Origin of the sequence: Hoskinsella mucinilytica (assembly GCF_045223415.1) — a bacterium.
Lineage (GTDB): Bacteria > Bacillota_I > Bacilli_A > Erysipelotrichales > Erysipelotrichaceae > Hoskinsella > Hoskinsella mucinilytica.
Window position 1 is genome coordinate 1 of sequence record NZ_JBEQZJ010000060.1, and the last position, 16,345, is coordinate 16,345.

Annotated in this window: 15 protein-coding genes; 14 read left to right on the top strand and 1 reads right to left on the bottom strand. The window is 33.0% G+C overall.

Annotated features, from left to right (window positions below):
• Nucleotides 1–517: 517 nt before the first annotated feature.
• From UGRO018_RS16225 to UGRO018_RS16275, 11 genes are all read left to right on the top strand, one after another.
• On the top strand, nt 518–2,497 hold the full coding sequence (locus UGRO018_RS16225) for a BglG family transcription antiterminator (protein ID WP_416327552.1): 1,980 nt from the start codon (nt 518–520) through the stop codon (nt 2,495–2,497).
• Nucleotides 2,498–2,502: 5 nt separating this feature from the next.
• Nucleotides 2,503–2,835, top strand: coding sequence for a PTS sugar transporter subunit IIB (locus tag UGRO018_RS16230; RefSeq protein WP_416327553.1), 333 nt, complete (start codon nt 2,503–2,505; stop codon nt 2,833–2,835).
• 284 nt (nt 2,836–3,119) lie between these two features.
• Nucleotides 3,120–3,458 (top strand): PTS lactose/cellobiose transporter subunit IIA, encoded by a 339-nt coding sequence (locus tag UGRO018_RS16235; RefSeq protein WP_416327554.1) that lies wholly within the window; start codon nt 3,120–3,122, stop codon nt 3,456–3,458.
• A complete protein-coding gene (locus UGRO018_RS16240; protein ID WP_416327555.1) occupies nt 3,455–3,769 on the top strand; it encodes a PTS sugar transporter subunit IIB in 315 nt (104 codons plus the stop codon). The genes UGRO018_RS16235 and UGRO018_RS16240 overlap by 4 nt, the downstream gene beginning before the upstream one ends.
• Complete coding sequence (locus UGRO018_RS16245; RefSeq protein ID WP_416327556.1) at nt 3,770–5,080, top strand: PTS sugar transporter subunit IIC; 1,311 nt, start codon at nt 3,770–3,772, stop codon at nt 5,078–5,080. It abuts the gene before it with no gap.
• Nucleotides 5,081–5,127: 47 nt separating this feature from the next.
• Nucleotides 5,128–6,591, top strand: coding sequence for a glycoside hydrolase family 1 protein (locus tag UGRO018_RS16250; RefSeq protein WP_416327557.1), 1,464 nt, complete (start codon nt 5,128–5,130; stop codon nt 6,589–6,591).
• A 1,818-nt stretch (nt 6,592–8,409) separates the two neighbouring features.
• Nucleotides 8,410–9,117, top strand: coding sequence for a 16S rRNA (guanine(527)-N(7))-methyltransferase RsmG (rsmG, locus tag UGRO018_RS16255; RefSeq protein WP_416327558.1), 708 nt, complete (start codon nt 8,410–8,412; stop codon nt 9,115–9,117).
• An 11-nt stretch (nt 9,118–9,128) separates the two neighbouring features.
• On the top strand, nt 9,129–9,893 hold the full coding sequence (locus tag UGRO018_RS16260) for a ParB/RepB/Spo0J family partition protein (protein ID WP_416327559.1): 765 nt from the start codon (nt 9,129–9,131) through the stop codon (nt 9,891–9,893).
• A gap of 15 nt (nt 9,894–9,908) precedes the next feature.
• Nucleotides 9,909–10,685, top strand: coding sequence for a ParA family protein (locus tag UGRO018_RS16265; protein ID WP_416327560.1), 777 nt, complete (start codon nt 9,909–9,911; stop codon nt 10,683–10,685).
• A 12-nt stretch (nt 10,686–10,697) separates the two neighbouring features.
• Nucleotides 10,698–11,585, top strand: coding sequence for a ParB/RepB/Spo0J family partition protein (locus UGRO018_RS16270; RefSeq protein WP_416327561.1), 888 nt, complete (start codon nt 10,698–10,700; stop codon nt 11,583–11,585).
• A 214-nt stretch (nt 11,586–11,799) separates the two neighbouring features.
• On the top strand, nt 11,800–12,003 hold the full coding sequence (locus UGRO018_RS16275) for a cold-shock protein (protein ID WP_416327562.1): 204 nt from the start codon (nt 11,800–11,802) through the stop codon (nt 12,001–12,003).
• A gap of 19 nt (nt 12,004–12,022) precedes the next feature.
• Here the strand turns inward: UGRO018_RS16275 and UGRO018_RS16280 are convergent, their stop codons facing one another.
• On the bottom strand, nt 12,023–12,205 hold the full coding sequence (locus tag UGRO018_RS16280) for a hypothetical protein (protein WP_416327563.1): 183 nt from the start codon (nt 12,203–12,205) through the stop codon (nt 12,023–12,025).
• Between the two features lie 390 nt (nt 12,206–12,595).
• On the opposite strand from UGRO018_RS16280, the gene UGRO018_RS16285 reads away from it, so the two are divergent.
• From UGRO018_RS16285 to UGRO018_RS16295, 3 genes are all read left to right on the top strand, one after another.
• The gene (locus tag UGRO018_RS16285) at nt 12,596–14,980 is read left to right on the top strand and encodes a helix-turn-helix transcriptional regulator (protein WP_416327564.1); all 2,385 of its coding nucleotides are present in this window, start codon (nt 12,596–12,598) and stop codon (nt 14,978–14,980) included.
• A gap of 171 nt (nt 14,981–15,151) precedes the next feature.
• Nucleotides 15,152–16,045, top strand: a complete 894-nt coding sequence (locus UGRO018_RS16290) for a hypothetical protein (protein WP_416327565.1) — start codon at nt 15,152–15,154, stop codon at nt 16,043–16,045.
• On the top strand, nt 16,015–16,341 hold the full coding sequence (locus UGRO018_RS16295; protein ID WP_416327566.1) for a hypothetical protein: 327 nt from the start codon (nt 16,015–16,017) through the stop codon (nt 16,339–16,341). The genes UGRO018_RS16290 and UGRO018_RS16295 overlap by 31 nt, the downstream gene beginning before the upstream one ends.
• The last annotated feature ends 4 nt before the right edge of the window (nt 16,342–16,345 follow it).

Below are 16,345 nucleotides of genomic sequence, written 5' to 3' on the forward strand. Positions count from 1 at the left end.
GAATCAGTCAATAAGGCTGATGAAAAGGGATGAAGCTCTACCTTCATCCCTTTTAGACGTTTGGGAGTACCAGTTTTAAAACAAAGTAACAGTGTAGAATCCCTCTCCCTATTCCCCCAAATAGCCCAATCTTTACAGAATCAGACTATTTTTTTCTTTTACTGTTTTTCAGTACAAGATTGACAATCATCCAAACTAGCATTAGAACGATACAAGTTAGTTCTTCCACTAGGTAGTATATATAAATACGTAAAACAGGTACGAAAATCCTAAATTATTTTTATAATTTTTACTAAAAGACAATCTTTTACTAAATTTCCTATGGAAAATTTTGTGCAATAAGGGAATTTTCAATGTAAAATATAATCATCTTAAAGAATGTGATTTTAAGTAAATTAGAAAGTTATTTCAAGTCAGAAGAAATTTAGTGAGATGCTTTATATGCGAATTTTAAAGTGATATAAAAAACAAACAACCTCTTTATTAGATTTCCACATTAGAATAGGAAATTTAGCAAATGGAAGTATCTATTTGGGCATGTTATAATAAAATTGAAAAAGAAGGGATATTGTTTATGAGAGGTAACAGAGAAAGAGATATTTTATTGCATATATCGGAAAATGAATATCGTACTTCACAATCGCTTGCAGAAGTTTTTCATGTAAGCGATCGAACAATACGCAATGATCTAAAAGAAATGAATGAGGTACTTTTACATTATGGAGCAGAAATCATTAGCAAGCCTAAGATAGGAAATATATTACATGTAAAGGATCGTAAAAAATTTCAAAAATATCTTGATCAATTATATCAAGAAGATGAAGAAAATTTACCTATAACATCAAGAGAGCGTGTGCATTATTTATTAGAGTACCTTTTACATGTTGAACGTTATGTAAAACTAGATGATTTATGTGACACTTTATTTATTAGTAAATCAAGTTTATCACAAGATCTGAAAGAAGTAAGGAAATATTTAGAACAATATAATTTAAAATTAGTAAGCAAACCTAACTATGGTGTACGTGTAGAGGGTCGTGAATTTGATTTTCGTCTTTGTATTGCTAATTCAGCAATTGAACGCATTGTTAACAAGGATATGAAAAAAAGTCAACAAAGCATTTTGAAAAAAATTGGAGATATATTACAAGAAACTTTCGATAAACATGCATTTAAAATGTCAGAAGTAGCCTTTCAAAATTTAATCATACATATTTTTATTGCTATAGAACGAATTCAGGGAAATTGTTATGTACCATTAGAAGATGAGCAATTGAAAACTTTGCAGAAAGAAGTAGAGTATGGAATGGCAGAAGAAATTGTTAGTCAAATGGAGCAAGTTTTTTCCGAAACATTTCCAGATTCTGAAATTGGTTATATAGCGATACATTTAGCTGCAAAGAAAACTATCGAAATTGATAATGTAATGGATAATATGGTTATCAGTGATGAAGTTAATGAAACGGTTTCACATATGCTGGAAGAAGTATATGAAGCTTTTAAAATTGATTTTTTAGATGATTTTGATTTAAGAATGATGTTAGCACTTCATTTAGTACCATTTAAAGTTAGAATGGAATATGATATTATTCTACATAATCCATTATTGAAAGAAATAAAAAACCGTTATACGCTTGCATATAATATTGCAGTAGCAGCAAGTGATGTATTAAGAGAATGTTACCATAAGGAAATAAAAGAAGATGAAATAGGTTATTTTGCGCTCCATTTCAATTTGGCATTGGAACGTAAAAAGGTAAATAAAAGAAAAAAGAATATTTTAATTGTATGTGGTACAGGAAGAGGTACTGCACAACTTCTCGTTTATAAGTATAAAGAAACATTCGGAAAATATCTTGAAAATATCTATACTTGTGATACCATGAGTGTTGGAAAACAAGATTTTAATAAAATTGATTACATTATTGCTACGGTACCTATTCAAGTTAAAGTTCCTGTTCCTATTTTAGAAGTAAAATTTTTTCTAGAAGATCGGGATATTCAGGCAGTAAAAACTTTATTAAGTAAGGATCACAATTCATCGATCTCAAAATATTTTGATCAAAGACTTTTTTTGATTAATGTTGAAGTCAATAATAAAGAAGAAGCATTGCAAAAAATGGTTGAAAAAATAAGAGAGATTAAAGAAATTCCAGATAATTTCTATGATGCTGTAATGAAGCGTGAAAAACAAGCTGTTACCGAATTTGGTAACTTGGTGGCAATTCCTCATCCTTATCGAGCTATAAGCAAAGAGACATTTGTTTGTATCATGGTTTTAAACAAACCGATACTTTGGGATAAGAAAAAAGTACAACTAATCTATTTAATGTCAATGGAAGATAATATGAATCGTAATTTACAACAATTTTATAAAATCACTAGTAAATTGTTAATGAACAAGGATTATGTCAAAGAAATCATCCAAGGGAAAGATTTTAATGTATTACTACAAATGTTTCACAATATAGAGGAGCAACTAGAAATGGAGGAATGAAAGATATGAATATTTTATTAACATGTAGTGCAGGAATGTCTACAAGTATGCTAGTAGAATGCATGAGTCAATACTGTAGAAAAGAACATAAAAAGTATAATATTTGGACAGTAGACCAAGGTATTTTGGAAAATGAATTAGAAGTAAAAGAGGTAGATGTTGTATTATTAGGACCACAGGTTCGCCACATACTGAAACGAGTGAAAAAAATTTGTGAAGGTACTATACCTGTAGCGATTATTCGTGATTCAGATTATGGTACATTAAATGGAAAAGCTGTAGTTCAATATGCAGAAGAATTAGTATTAGAATTTCATGAGACGAAGGGGGATGTCTAACGACATCCTTTTTTGTGGTGTTAACTATGGTATACAACTATCTTAAAGTCCATAGTATCATGTAATTTGAAGTCAGAAATTTGGATCGTTGTCACCTTTGCTATGATGTCTCTATCCGATTATTTCCATAATGAATGTGGAAAAATATAAAACATACAGTTTTTCCACATTGTAAAAGGAAAAACTACCGCTGGAGCCAGGACTTGTTATATCTTATGATAAGAGTGTCAAAAGACAAACAACATGTAGCGTGCACAAAACATGGAAAAGATTGGAGGGTTTATATGGATGAAAGTAATTATGAAACATCCTTTGGGTTAATTTTACACGCAGGGGATTCAAAATCAAAATCGTTAATGGCAATAGAAGAAGCTAGAGCATTTAATTTTGAAGAAGCTAGACGTTTGGTAAAAGAGGCTCAGGAAAATCTAAAAATAGCACATCAAACACAAACAGAATTAATACAAAGTGTAGCAAAAGGTGGAAATGTGAATGTAGATGTATTATTGGTACATGCACAGGATCATTTAACAACAGCGATGATCATGGTTGATCAGGCTCAGGAATTTATTCATATATATGAGTTATTAAAAGATGTAATAAAAGGAGAAAAATCAAAATGAATATTATGTTAGCTTGTAGTGCTGGTATGTCAACTAGCCTAGTTGTATCAAAAATGCAAGAAGCAGCAAAACAACAGGGGAAGACAGATTATAAAATATGGGCAGTCGATCAAACACAAATCGAAGATGAGTTAGGTAATTTTGATGTATTGTTACTTGGACCTCAAGTTCGTCATATTATGAGAAAAGTCACAAAGATCGTAGATGGGAAAGCGCCAATCGAAGTTATTGACGCAGTTGCCTATGGAACTTGTAATGGAGAAGCAGTTCTAAAACAGGCAGAAGCTTTAAAAGAGAGAGGAGGAAAATAAATGGCAAAGTTTTCTGAAAAATTTGAAGATGGTTTGATTTCAATTGCGGAAAAAGTGGATGACAATCAATATTTAAGTGCAATAAAAAATGCGTTTACAGTATATATGCCATTTATCATGATTGGTTCCTTTGCAACATTGTTGAATACACTTGTTTGTTCAACAACTGCTGGTCTTGCAAAGTTTATACCTTCATTAAGCAGTATTTCACCAGCCTTTACTGCAATTAATTTTGCGACAATGTCATTTATGGCTATTCCTATTGTTTACTTAATTGCAATGAATCTTGCAAGGCATGATAAACTACCAGATCAATTAACAGGGGCAGCAGCATTATGTGCTTATATTGCAGTTGTACCACAAGCTGTTACTATGGCAGTAGAAGGTATTGAACAAATAGTAAGTGGCTCTGGTATTCCTACTTCAGCCCTTGGAGCGCAAGGATTATTCATTGGTATGTTGATTGCAATTGTAGGAGAGAAACTATTTGGTGCATTTATGAAGATCGATAAGATTAAAATTAAGATGCCTCCAAGTGTTCCCGCAATGATTTCTCAATCTTTCAATACATTAATTCCAATTTTATTAACACTTGTATTGATTGGTGTTGCAGGACAGTTAGTAGTTTTAACGAGTGGAAATTATATCAATGAACTAATTTATACAGTGATTCAAGCACCAATGGAAGCGATTTTCCAAAGCCCTGTTGGAATCATTGGAATTGTGATCATTTCGCAGGTTTTCTGGTTCTTAGGAATCCATGGTGGTTTAATTATCTCTCCAGTACGTAATCCTCTATGTATGGCAGCTGTTGCAGCTAATACTTCAGCATTGGCGGCTGGACTTACACCAAATCAGCCAGTAACAGCAGGATTCTGGATTGCATTTGTTACGGTTGGTGGCGCAGGTATGATTTTATCCTTGCTGATTGCTATCTTTATATTCTCAAAACGTTCTGATCATCGAATGATTGCAAAACTGAGTATTGTGCCTGCTATTTGTGGAATTAGTGAACCAGTTGTTTTTGGTCTTCCTCTAGTATTAAATCCTACCTTTGCTATTCCATTCATTTTCAATAGTGGAATTGCGACAGGTATAGCAATGTTAGCAACGAATATTGGTTTTATGCCTTGTAATACAGTAGATGTTCCTTTTGGAATTCCCGTGTTATTCAACGCCTTTGTTGGTCATGGATGGCAAGGTGTTGTCGTACAATTTATTATTCTAGTTGTAACAACTATTGTTTGGATCCCATTTGTACTCATGTCAAATAAAGAAGCAAAAAAATCGGAAGTAGAAAAAGAAGTATAAGAAAGAGTAGATGTTCTTTCTAATATAAAAAGATGAAGGAGAAAATTATGGCAAGATTTCCAGAAGGGTTTTTATGGGGTGGCGCAATTGCAGCCAACCAGTGTGAAGGCGCATGGAACGTCGATGGTAAAGGAATGAGTGTAGCAGATGTAGCAAGATTCAAACCTGACGTTGATAAAAAAGATTATGAAGCACAATGGAAAGTAACTCAGCAAGATATAGAAGATGCAATGCAAAGCAATGATGAAGTATATTATGCAAAGCGTCATGGTAATGATTTTTACCATCATTATAAAGAAGATATCGCATTATTTGCGGAAATGGGATTCAAAACATTACGATTATCTATTGCTTGGACACGCATTTTTCCTCAAGGAGATGAGGAAAGACCGAATGAAAAAGGATTAGCATATTATGAGGATGTATTTAAAACCTTAAAGAAATATAACATAGAGCCACTTGTTACATTATCTCATTATGAAATGCCACTCTATTTAACTCAGCAGTATGAAGGATGGGCAAGCCGTGAAGTAGTTGATATGTTTGTAAAATACGCTAAGATTTGCTTTGAACGATATAAAGGACTTGTCAAATATTGGCTTACATTTAATGAAATTGACAGTGTATTCCGTCACCCATTTACAACTGTAGGCATTTTAGAAGAACGTTATGAAAATAAAAAGCAAGAGGAAGAAGCAATTTATCAAGCACTTCATCATCAATTTGTTGCAAGCGCTTTGGCTACTAAATATGCAAAAGAAATTGATCCGGCGAATCAGATAGGCTGTATGATAACAAAGACTTTGACTTATCCAGAAACCTGTCATCCTGGTGATGTATATTTAGCACAAAAAGATAATCGATTTAATTCTCTGTATACTGATGTGCAAGTTCGTGGAGAATACCCTTTGTTTATAAAAAAAATATGGCAAGATCAGGAGTTTCATATCATATTTAAGGAAGGAGATGAAGAGATATTAAAAGCTCATACCGTTGATTTTATCTCTTTTAGCTATTATATGTCCATGGTGCAGAGTATCCATGCAAAAGAAAGAGAAAAAGTTGGAGGTAATTTAACCAAGGGTGTAAAAAATCCGTATTTACCTATTACAGAATGGGGTTGGCAAGTTGATCCAAAGGGTTTGCAAATTTCTTTGATTGATTTATATGATCGTTATCAAAAACCGTTATGGATAGTTGAAAATGGTTTAGGATATATAGAAACCTTAAATCAGAATAATACGGTTATAGACGATTATCGAATTGATTATTTTAAAGAACATTTTGAAGCGATTGCGGAAGCCATTAAAGATGGTGTTGAGGTAATGGGATATACCTCATGGGCATGTATTGATTTAGTGAGTGCTTCAACATCACAAATGAATAAGCGTTATGGTTTCATTTATGTAGATTTAGATGATTATAATCAAGGTACATTAAAGAGGTATAAGAAAAAATCCTTTGATTGGTATAAAAAAGTGATTTCTACAAACGGTGAAGATATAAATTAATGCAATGATAAGATAAAATCTTATCATAATAAAAGTAGCGCATTCATAATTGTTGCTATACAAAAAAGAGGAAAATGATTTCAAAATATCATTTTCTTTTTATTTTCTATACTCATCACTTGTTTTTAAACTATATATGAGTTATAATAACACTGCCAGTTTTAGAAATCAGTCAATAAGACTGATGAAAAGGGATGAAGCGCCACCTTCATCCCTTTTAGACGTTTAGGAGTACCAGTTTTGGAACAAAGTTACAGTGTAGAATCCCTCTCCCTATTCCCCCAAATAGCCCAATCTTTGCAGAATCAGACTATTTTTTTCTTTTACTGTTTTTCAGTACAAGATTGACGATCATCCAAACTAGCATTAGAACGATACAAGTCAGTTCTTCTACTAGGTAAAGAATAAACCATTCACTCATGAACTTGATCTCCTTTGTTCCTTTTTCCAGCACGTATGTATACTCGTACCATAAAATGACCTCCTATATATATAAATACGTAAAACAGGTACGAAAATCCTAAATTATTTTTATTTTTTTTAAAATTTTATTGAAAAGACAATAAATTCTTAAGCTCTATTACAAAGCACTTTACAAAATTTTAGAAACACAGCTACAAAACATTTGAAAGAACTAAGAAGAAGGTTTTGCAGTTAGTGAAAAAAATCACCTACTACTTGTTTTCAAACTATATATGAGCTATAATAACAATGCCAGTTTTAGAAATCAGTCAATGAGACTGATGAAAAGGGATGAAGCGCCACCTTCATCCCTTTTAGACGTTTAGGAGTACCAGTTTTGGAACAAAGTAACAGTGTAGAATCCCTCTCCCAATTCCCCCAAATAGCCCAATCTTTACAGAATCAGACTATTTTTTTCTCTTACTGTTTTTCAGTACAAGATTGACGATCATCCAAACTAGCATTAGAACGATACAAGTCAGTTCTTCCACTAGGTAGAGAATGAACCATTCACTCATGAACTTGATCTCCTTTGTTCCTTTTTCCAGCACGTATGTATACTCGTACCATAAAATGACCTCCTATATATATAAATACGTAAAACAGGTACGAAAAACCTAAATTATTTTTATTTTTTTTAAAATTTTATTGAAAAGACAATAAATTCTTAAGCTCTATTACAAAGCACTTTACAAACTACAAAACATTTGAAAGCACTAAGAAGAAGATTTTGCAGTCAGTGAAAAAAATCACCTTACTACTTGTTTTCAAACTATATATGAGCTATAATGACAATGCCAGTTTTAGAAATCAGTCAATAAGACTGATGAAAAGGGATGAAGGTGGTGCTTCATCCCTTTTAGACGTTTAGGAGTACCAGTTTTGGAACAAAGTTACAGTGTAGAATCCCTCTCCCAATTCCCCCAAATAGCCCAATCTTTGCAGAATCAGACTATTTTTTTCTTTTACTGTTTTTCAGTACAAGATTGACGATCATCCAAACTAGCATTAGAACGATACAAGTCAGTTCTTCTACTAGGTAAAGAATGAACCATTCACTCATGAACTTGATCTCCTTTGTTCCTTTTTCCAGCACGTATGTATACTCGTACCATAAAATGCCCTCCTATATATATAAATACGTAAAACAGGTACGAAAATCCTAAATTATTTTTAATTTTTTTAATAATTACTGAAAAGTATTTGTATTAGGCAATGTTTTGATAGAAATTACATGTTTCTTGTTTAAAAGAATAATGAAACTATGATTTTCACTTCTCGATATAGAAATTTCACAAAGTTTAAGTTTTGTTACTACATGAATTTTGTTATAATAGTAGATGCTGGAGGGATCGTATGTCTAAATTATTCCAAAAAGATGACTTTTTCAAAGCAATGCAGCAACAAGGCATTGCTGTTTCTGATAGGCAGAAAGAACAATTTCATCAATATGCAAAGATGCTAGTTGAATGGAATGAAAAAATGAATCTTACTGCTATCACTGATGAAGATGAAATTTATGAGAAACATTTTCTAGATTCGATCCTACCTTCTTTTGATATGAATATAAAAGGAAGCTTCTGTGACGTAGGGGCAGGAGCTGGTTTTCCAAGCATTCCTTTAAAAATTATGTATCCTGATCTTCAGGTAACGATTGTGGAAACACTTGGAAAACGTGTGAATTTTTTAAATGCATTATGCAAAGAATTGGATATCAACGTAGATTGTGTACATGCTCGAGCAGAAGATTATGCAAAAGACCATAGAGAAAGTTTTGATTTTGTTAGTGCAAGAGCAGTAGCAAATTTACCTGTATTAAGTGAATTATGTATTCCGCTTGTGAAATTGGATGGTTATTTCATCGCAATGAAGGGTGCGAATGGTGATGAGGAATTACTGCTTGCTGAAAAAGCAATCACTTTACTCGGATGTAAAGAAGTACAAAGAAATCATAAACAGCTAAGTGATGGTTCTAAAAGAGTTAATTTTGTATTTCAGAAAATAAAACCTACACCAAAGAAATATCCTCGTGCATTTGCACAGATCAAGAAGAATCCCTTATGAGGAGGAATAGTATGAAAGAGTCAAAAATGATATCTATCGACTTGATAGAGCCTAATCCATATCAACCACGTTTAGAATTTAATGATGATGCATTAATGGATCTTGCTCAATCAATTAGAGAAAATGGATTGATACAACCGTTAACTGTGCGAGAAGTCGATGGGACATATCAAATTGTCGCAGGTGAAAGAAGATTTCGAGCAATGAAATTAAATGGGGCTGTTGAGGTTCCGGCAATCATTATGGATGCTGATGAAATTCAGATGGCAGAAATGGCTTTGGTAGAAAATATTCAAAGAGAGAATTTGAGTGCAATTGAAGAAGCAAAATCCTATGTGGAAATCATGAAATATGCGGGAATCAATCAATCTCAATTAGCTTTGCGTGTAGGAAAAAGCCAATCCAGTATAGCAAATAAAATACGCTTACTGAATTTGAATGAAGAAGTACAAAATGCTGTTAGTGCCAAAGACATTAGTGAGCGCCATGCAAGAGCGTTGCTGGGGCTTGATGAAGAGAAACAAAAAAAGGCATTGAAAAAAATAGTTAAAAAGAGTTTAACAGTTGCGCAAACAGAGAAAATGTTAAAGGAAGAAGCACAACCAAAAGGTAGCAAGAAGAAAGTCATGTTGAAGGGTATTAGTCGTAATTTAAAGATTGCAATTAATACAATACATCAAGCTGTTGCTATGGTTGAGCGAGCTGGAAATACAGCAGAGATACAAGAACAGGAAACGGAAGATGATGTGATTATCACGATCCGCCTGCCAAAATAAGAGAGGTAAGATTCTATGGGAAAGATCATAGCAGTATCCAACCAGAAGGGCGGCGTTGGGAAGACAACAACTTCGATCAATCTAGCTGCGGGTTTGGGATACTTAGGTAATAAGGTTTTATTAGTAGATTTTGATCCGCAAGGAAATGCAACACAAGGTGTAGGCGCAGAAGTTGGAGAAGATAAACTTTCTGTTTATAACCTCATCATGGAAGATTATGAAGTTGATGATGTAAAAGAAAAATTAAGTTCTCCACCAATCGATATCGTTCCGGCTAATATATCACTTGCAGGAGCTGATTTGCAGATGGTCAAGTTTGAGGTAGGAAAAGAAGAATTATTAAGAAATAAGCTGATCAAAGTAAAAGATGCTTATGACTACATCATTATTGACTGTCCGCCAAGTCTAGGGTTATTGAATACCAATGCTTTGACAGCCGCAGATTCTGTCATTATTCCTGTACAATGTGAATATTATGCCTTAGAAGGAGTTACACAGCTTTTATTGACCATACGTCTTGTACAACAATTGTTCAATAAAGATTTAAAAATTGAAGGTGTTGTATTGACCATGTATGATGCACGTACCAAACTAAGTGTTGAGGTACAACAAGAGGTACGTCAGCATTTTAAAGATAGAGTATATAAGAATTACATACCTAGAAATGTTAAGCTAAGTGAAGCACCAAGCCGTGGCATGTCAATCTTTGAATATGATGTGCGATGTGAAGGAGCGAAAGCCTATGCAGGCTTAGCAAATGAAATTTCTAAGATGAATAAAAAGAAAAAATAAGGAGGTTGTACTATGGCAAAAAAGGATAGTGCGCCAAGACTTGGAAAAGGACTTGCCGCTATTTTTGGTGAAGATGTCAACGACGTATTGGAAGATATTCAACAGGGAAAAACAGATGAGCATGCGAAAGATAAATTTGAAGTAGCTGTTGATGAAGTAAAACCAAATCCATATCAGCCTCGTAAAAATTTCGATGACGAAAAAATACATGAACTAAGCGAGTCCATCAAGCAACATGGGGTATTCACACCGATTTTGGTAAAGAAAGCCATAAAGGGATATGAATTAATTACCGGGGAACGACGTCTTCGTGCTAGTAAGTTAGCTGGATTAAAAAAGATACCGGCAATTCTAATGGAATTAGACGATCAACAAATGATGGAAATCGCCTTGTTGGAAAATATACAGCGAGAGGATCTAAATGCAATTGAAGAAGCTCAAGGGTATGAGAAGCTGATTAAAAAGCTTAATTATACACAGGAAGAATTGGCACAGCGAATTGGAAAATCAAGAGAGCATGTTGCTAATATGCTTCGACTGTTAAAACTTCCTAAGAAAGTACAGAATTATGTTGTAAACGGTGAATTAAGTATGGGACATGTTCGTGCATTGCTTGGTTTGAAGGATAGTACTTTGATGGATGAGGTTGCCCATAAAGCAATAGCATCTCATATGAGTGTACGTGCAGTAGAAGCGTTAGTAAAGGAATTAAATGAGCCGAAAGAGAAACCTGAACCAAAGCCAAAGGATATTCATCTAGGTCAGGTGGAAGAGCGCTTGCAATCTAGATTTCAGACCAAAGTTAAAGTAGATGAAAAACAAATCGTGATCAAATATGAAGGAAATGATGATTTGAATCGTCTATTAGAAATGTTAGGTGGAATTGAGGAAGAAATGTAATCTTCCTTTTTTTTGAATTATGATGAAATATGTGATTTTAAAATAAAGCTTTACTTCTCATCTTTCTGTGTTATACTTAGAAAGTAATAAAAAGCAAAATAACTATGATTCACATAACATGTAAATTGTAATTATCTCTCAGATCTATCAATTTACATTTATGTGATTTTTTATATCTTGAGTGGCTTCTTATACATTATAAGGAGGTACTAATATGAGTACAGGAAAAGTAAAATGGTTTAATGCAGACAAAGGATTTGGATTTATCACAGGAGATACAGGAAAAGATATCTTCGTACATTATTCAAATGTCAATGGTAGTGGATTCAAATGTTTAGAAGAAGGCCAAAGTGTTAGTTATGATATCGTTGCAGGTGATCGTGGAGATCAAGCTTCTAACGTATCTGTTATCTATTAATTAAAAAGATTGCCCACTCTTAAGAGAATGGGCTTTTTTTTGTTTGTTTATGAGCGATAAATTGAAGCAGTTGAACGGTGGCATCCATCGACTCTTTTTGAAAGAGTTCACAAGCGAATAATTCTGGCGCAATTCTGTCAAAATTGACTAATAATTCTGGGTAAGCTGTTGATATGTATGCTCTACATTCTGTTTGATTCATAGGGTTTCCTCCATCATTTCGCAAATCATTTATATTATAAAGTAAGACAAAGGCATTTTATGTAGAAAATTGTAGGAAGATTCTGAAATTTTCTGAAAAATTTATTTATGTTTCATAATCTAAGAAAATATTCTTCATATAGAATACTTTCTTTTTTTTGCTTGAATAACTAAACATAGTGTACTATTATTAATGTACAATATATAACTAATTCTAAATTACCTAAATTTTCCATTGTGAATGATGGAGTGGTTTTATATCATTGTAAATGGTTTTTTGTCGTAAAAATGTAGGAAAGTACTATTATGGCTAGTAACCGAAATAATGAAAAAAAGAAGCCTTTTTTCTATAATGCAGATGGAGTACGTCAAGTGACTGGGAGGAGTAGTTATGAAACATGTGAATAGAAAGCAAGTAAATGTTCAGTTAAAAAAAATGTTATCAAAAACCTTTATTTACGCTTATGGTGTAGATGAATGTGGAAAATCAACAGCAATCAAAAAGTATCTGAAAAATGATAAGCACATTAATTATCAATGGTTCAAATTAAGAGAGCAGGAAAAAAAAGAAGATATCTGGAAAACGATTTATATTAAGATAAAAGATCGATGTGGATTTAGCGAAAGGATGAAGAATTATCCTATAGAAGAAGAACAACTTAGGGAATATGCAAAATGTTTTAAAGGGGGAGAAGCACCATTTGTTTTGGTGTTTCAGGGGGGCGGGGAAGAAAACATTCATGAATTATTGGATTTGTTTTGGGAGCTTTCCTCTCATGGGAAAGGTATCTTAAAGATTATATTTATTCATACAAGGGTACCGGGAAAAAAGATGTTAAAATATGTTCAAAAAGGAAGAGGATCTATATTAAATCAATCAAACTTTTTGTTTCAAGCATCGGAAATTGATATCTTTTATAAGAATTTAAAACAAGAACATTCAGCAAAAGATGTGGAAATCTGTTACCAAATCTGTGCCGGATGGGTTGCGGCTATGAAATGTATCCCAATCAAACAGATGCCGAATGTTCCAATCAATGGGGTAAGAGATTTGATGGAAAAGATATTGTTAGAGAACTTTTCTCCTAAACAAATCATTTCACTTATGAAAATATCTTTTTTAAAGACATTTGAACTTGATCAGGTTTATTATCTGACAAAAGACAAAGGTTTAACCGTTAAAATCGTTTCCTTAGGTGAGAGTAATTTTATTTTTCAGGAGGGGGAAGGTTATGAAACATTTCATATTCTTCCATTATTTCGTAAATTGTTAGTTCAAAAGTTAAATGCCAGTAGGATCAATCGTCAGGAATTGAATCGTATGCATTTACAATGGCTTATTCAAAAGGGAAAATATTTAGAATCCCTTGAATTTGCGTTTGAAGTGAATGATAGCGATATGATGCTTTTCATACTATCTAAATATCCTGATGCCATGTATTATGATCTAAGACCTAAATTAATGCAAGCAATCTATGAAGAATTACCAATGGAAAAACTATTAAAACATGTATTTGTATTTATGCAAGTTATGGGTGATTATTTATTGGCAATTAATCCGCAAAAAGGGTTAGAAATGTTGAATCAAATACAACTTCATATTGAAAGCATGGAAGCCGGTGAGACACGAAATGCTTTGTTAGGAGAGTTAGAATTATTTTTAGGTTATGCGGCTTATAATAATTTATATGATATGTGTGCACATTTCAAAAAAGCATACTCTTATATTTATCCCAATGTTTCAGTGATATCAAAACCGGATATGGTAGTATCTTTTGGAAGTCCTCATGTATTATATCAATATTTGATTAAACCGGGAGATTGTGAACATTTGATATCTTTCATGGAAAGAGAAATCAAGTATTATGCAGATATCACGCAAGGATTGAATACTGCTATCGATATACAAAGCAGAGCAGAATATGAATTGGAAAAAGGACAGTATGCAAATGCAAGAATGCTTGCGGAAAAAGCATATCATAGCGCTTTTTCATATGAGATACATTATATGTGTGTTTGTTCGATGTTTACATTGGGAAGAGCCAGTATTCTTGCCCATGATGAACAGAATTTCACAAAGGTTCTTCATCTTCTAGATAAAGAGAAAGAACGTAGTAGGAATGTATTTTTGAATAAAGAAATAGAAAGTGCATTATCTTATTTGTTAGCATTACAGCCTACCAATGTAATGAAGGCGAAGGATGTTATGGATCCAAATATCGAGATAGAAGTGATCGATGCTGCACATCATTCTTTTTCCTATATTGCGCAAGGACAAGTTTTTATATATCATGACAAATTTGATAAACTCTATACCTTATCTCAGAAGATGAAATTGTTTTATCAAAATCAACATCATGTATTTGGTGATATTTATACCGATCTTTATGAATCCATCGCTTTGTATTATATGGGAAAAGAAAAAGAAGCAGCGGCATGTATGGCTTCTGCATTAAATCATTGTATCAAGGATAAAATAACGACGCCTATCGTAGAACAGGGTTCTCGGGTATTAGACATTTTACATTTATTACCACATAGTAAACAGATCGAGAAAATAGAAAAAGAAATACAAACCTTTATCCAATTCAAGGTATTTCATTTCAATGAAAAAGAGCTTCAAATTTATTTGATGCATAAGAAAGGCTATAGTAGATCAGCAATCGCAGACGAAATGGATATGTCCATTTATGCAGTAAAATATTATTTACAAAATATCAAAAAAAAGACAAATAGTAGACGGGTTCCTTCACTATTAGAACAACATGATATATAAAGAAAAGAAGGGTTCAGGTTCAGATGAAATCTGAATCTTTTTTTGTAGGAAAATGCAAGGTATTTATGAAAATGGCTAGTAACCAAAAATTTGTATGTGTGAGAATTGTTGTTTTATAATGTGACAGAAATCAAACACTAAAACGGTTACAAAAAGGATGATGTTGCGGTTATGAGACAAAATGGAATGTTGAAAAAAAGATTATGGCGGTTTTGTTCTGTTATTGGTATTACGATGGTAATCACCAGTGGTTGTTCCACGGATAGAATGAACGCTGATATCACCATGGAAAACAGTAAGTTAGATACATTAAGTTTTGATGAATTATCACAGAAAATATCTGATAAGAATGATTTTATATTAATGGTAACACAAGAAAATAGCACTGATAGTGATTTAATGCGTCGAACACTAGTAGCATATTTTAGAGAAAGGGATGTCGTTCCCATATATGAATTGAAGCTCAATGAGCAAGGTGATCGAGTAGAGGATGCAAGTCAAGCTTATTTGAAATTTCAAGACATCGTGCCACATTTTAGTGGAAGCGTACCTCAATGCTTTTATTATAAAGATGGCAAAGTGGAAAAAACAATCAATGGTGCAGTGAGTGAAATCAGTTGGCAAAATTTCATGATCGAATGTGGACTCATTGATGGGGATGTCATTGAGGATACCAAAATAACCTATACCATCACAGAAGAAAATTTGAAAAAGGCTTCTTTAAATGATGTAGCGAGTATCTTGCGAAATTCAAAAAGTGCTTATGTATATTATGCCAAAGAAGATCGATATAATGAAGCGTTTTCTAAGAAATTAAGTGAGATCGCAAAAGAACAAAATATCACCATCATGTTGTTGAAGGAAAAAGATATCGTTTTACCTGATGATGAAGAAGAAAGTGTGAAAGCACAAGAGGATATCAGTCTCTTGAATCTTGAAATGAACCTTAATTTTTCACCTTGTCTTTATTATCTGGATGAGGGAATTTCAAAATCTATATTAAAAGATAACGTCGATAGAGAGGAGATTGTGTCATGGCTTGCAAAGCACCCATTGAGCAATTAAATGAAGAAATATACGCAATCAAAAGAAGGCAAAAAAGAATGGAGCATTTATCTGAGTATATCGAAGTACTTGAAAAACGAAATCTTTTCTTGATTCGATCCTGCAATATGATATTGATCATGCTATTCTTTCTGTTCCTTACTGCACAGTTTTTCACAGCATCTGTTGGGTTTGGCACAGCGCAATTACAACAACTGATAACAAGTATGGCAACCATTGGTAAATGGCCTATTGCGGTTATTATCATATTTCTATATGCCTATGCAAATGTCATGGAAGAAGGGGTGAAAACATGAAAAT

What these genes read in the sequence shown, in the direction of transcription:
- UGRO018_RS16260 (WP_416327559.1), top strand. Translation starts at nt 9,129, where the DNA reads ATGAAAGAGTCAAAAATGATATCTATCGACTTGATAGAGCCTAATCCA.
- UGRO018_RS16290 (WP_416327565.1), top strand. Translation starts at nt 15,152, where the DNA reads ATGAGACAAAATGGAATGTTGAAAAAAAGATTATGGCGGTTTTGTTCT.
- UGRO018_RS16295 (WP_416327566.1), top strand. Translation starts at nt 16,015, where the DNA reads ATGGCTTGCAAAGCACCCATTGAGCAATTAAATGAAGAAATATACGCA.
- rsmG (WP_416327558.1), top strand. Translation starts at nt 8,410, where the DNA reads ATGTCTAAATTATTCCAAAAAGATGACTTTTTCAAAGCAATGCAGCAA.
- UGRO018_RS16270 (WP_416327561.1), top strand. Translation starts at nt 10,698, where the DNA reads ATGGCAAAAAAGGATAGTGCGCCAAGACTTGGAAAAGGACTTGCCGCT.
- UGRO018_RS16225 (WP_416327552.1), top strand. Translation starts at nt 518, where the DNA reads ATGGAAGTATCTATTTGGGCATGTTATAATAAAATTGAAAAAGAAGGG.
- UGRO018_RS16230 (WP_416327553.1), top strand. Translation starts at nt 2,503, where the DNA reads ATGAATATTTTATTAACATGTAGTGCAGGAATGTCTACAAGTATGCTA.
- UGRO018_RS16285 (WP_416327564.1), top strand. Translation starts at nt 12,596, where the DNA reads ATGAAACATGTGAATAGAAAGCAAGTAAATGTTCAGTTAAAAAAAATG.
- UGRO018_RS16275 (WP_416327562.1), top strand. Translation starts at nt 11,800, where the DNA reads ATGAGTACAGGAAAAGTAAAATGGTTTAATGCAGACAAAGGATTTGGA.
- UGRO018_RS16240 (WP_416327555.1), top strand. Translation starts at nt 3,455, where the DNA reads ATGAATATTATGTTAGCTTGTAGTGCTGGTATGTCAACTAGCCTAGTT.
- UGRO018_RS16280 (WP_416327563.1), bottom strand. Translation starts at nt 12,205, where the DNA reads ATGAATCAAACAGAATGTAGAGCATACATATCAACAGCTTACCCAGAA.
- UGRO018_RS16265 (WP_416327560.1), top strand. Translation starts at nt 9,909, where the DNA reads ATGGGAAAGATCATAGCAGTATCCAACCAGAAGGGCGGCGTTGGGAAG.
- UGRO018_RS16235 (WP_416327554.1), top strand. Translation starts at nt 3,120, where the DNA reads ATGGATGAAAGTAATTATGAAACATCCTTTGGGTTAATTTTACACGCA.
- UGRO018_RS16245 (WP_416327556.1), top strand. Translation starts at nt 3,770, where the DNA reads ATGGCAAAGTTTTCTGAAAAATTTGAAGATGGTTTGATTTCAATTGCG.
- UGRO018_RS16250 (WP_416327557.1), top strand. Translation starts at nt 5,128, where the DNA reads ATGGCAAGATTTCCAGAAGGGTTTTTATGGGGTGGCGCAATTGCAGCC.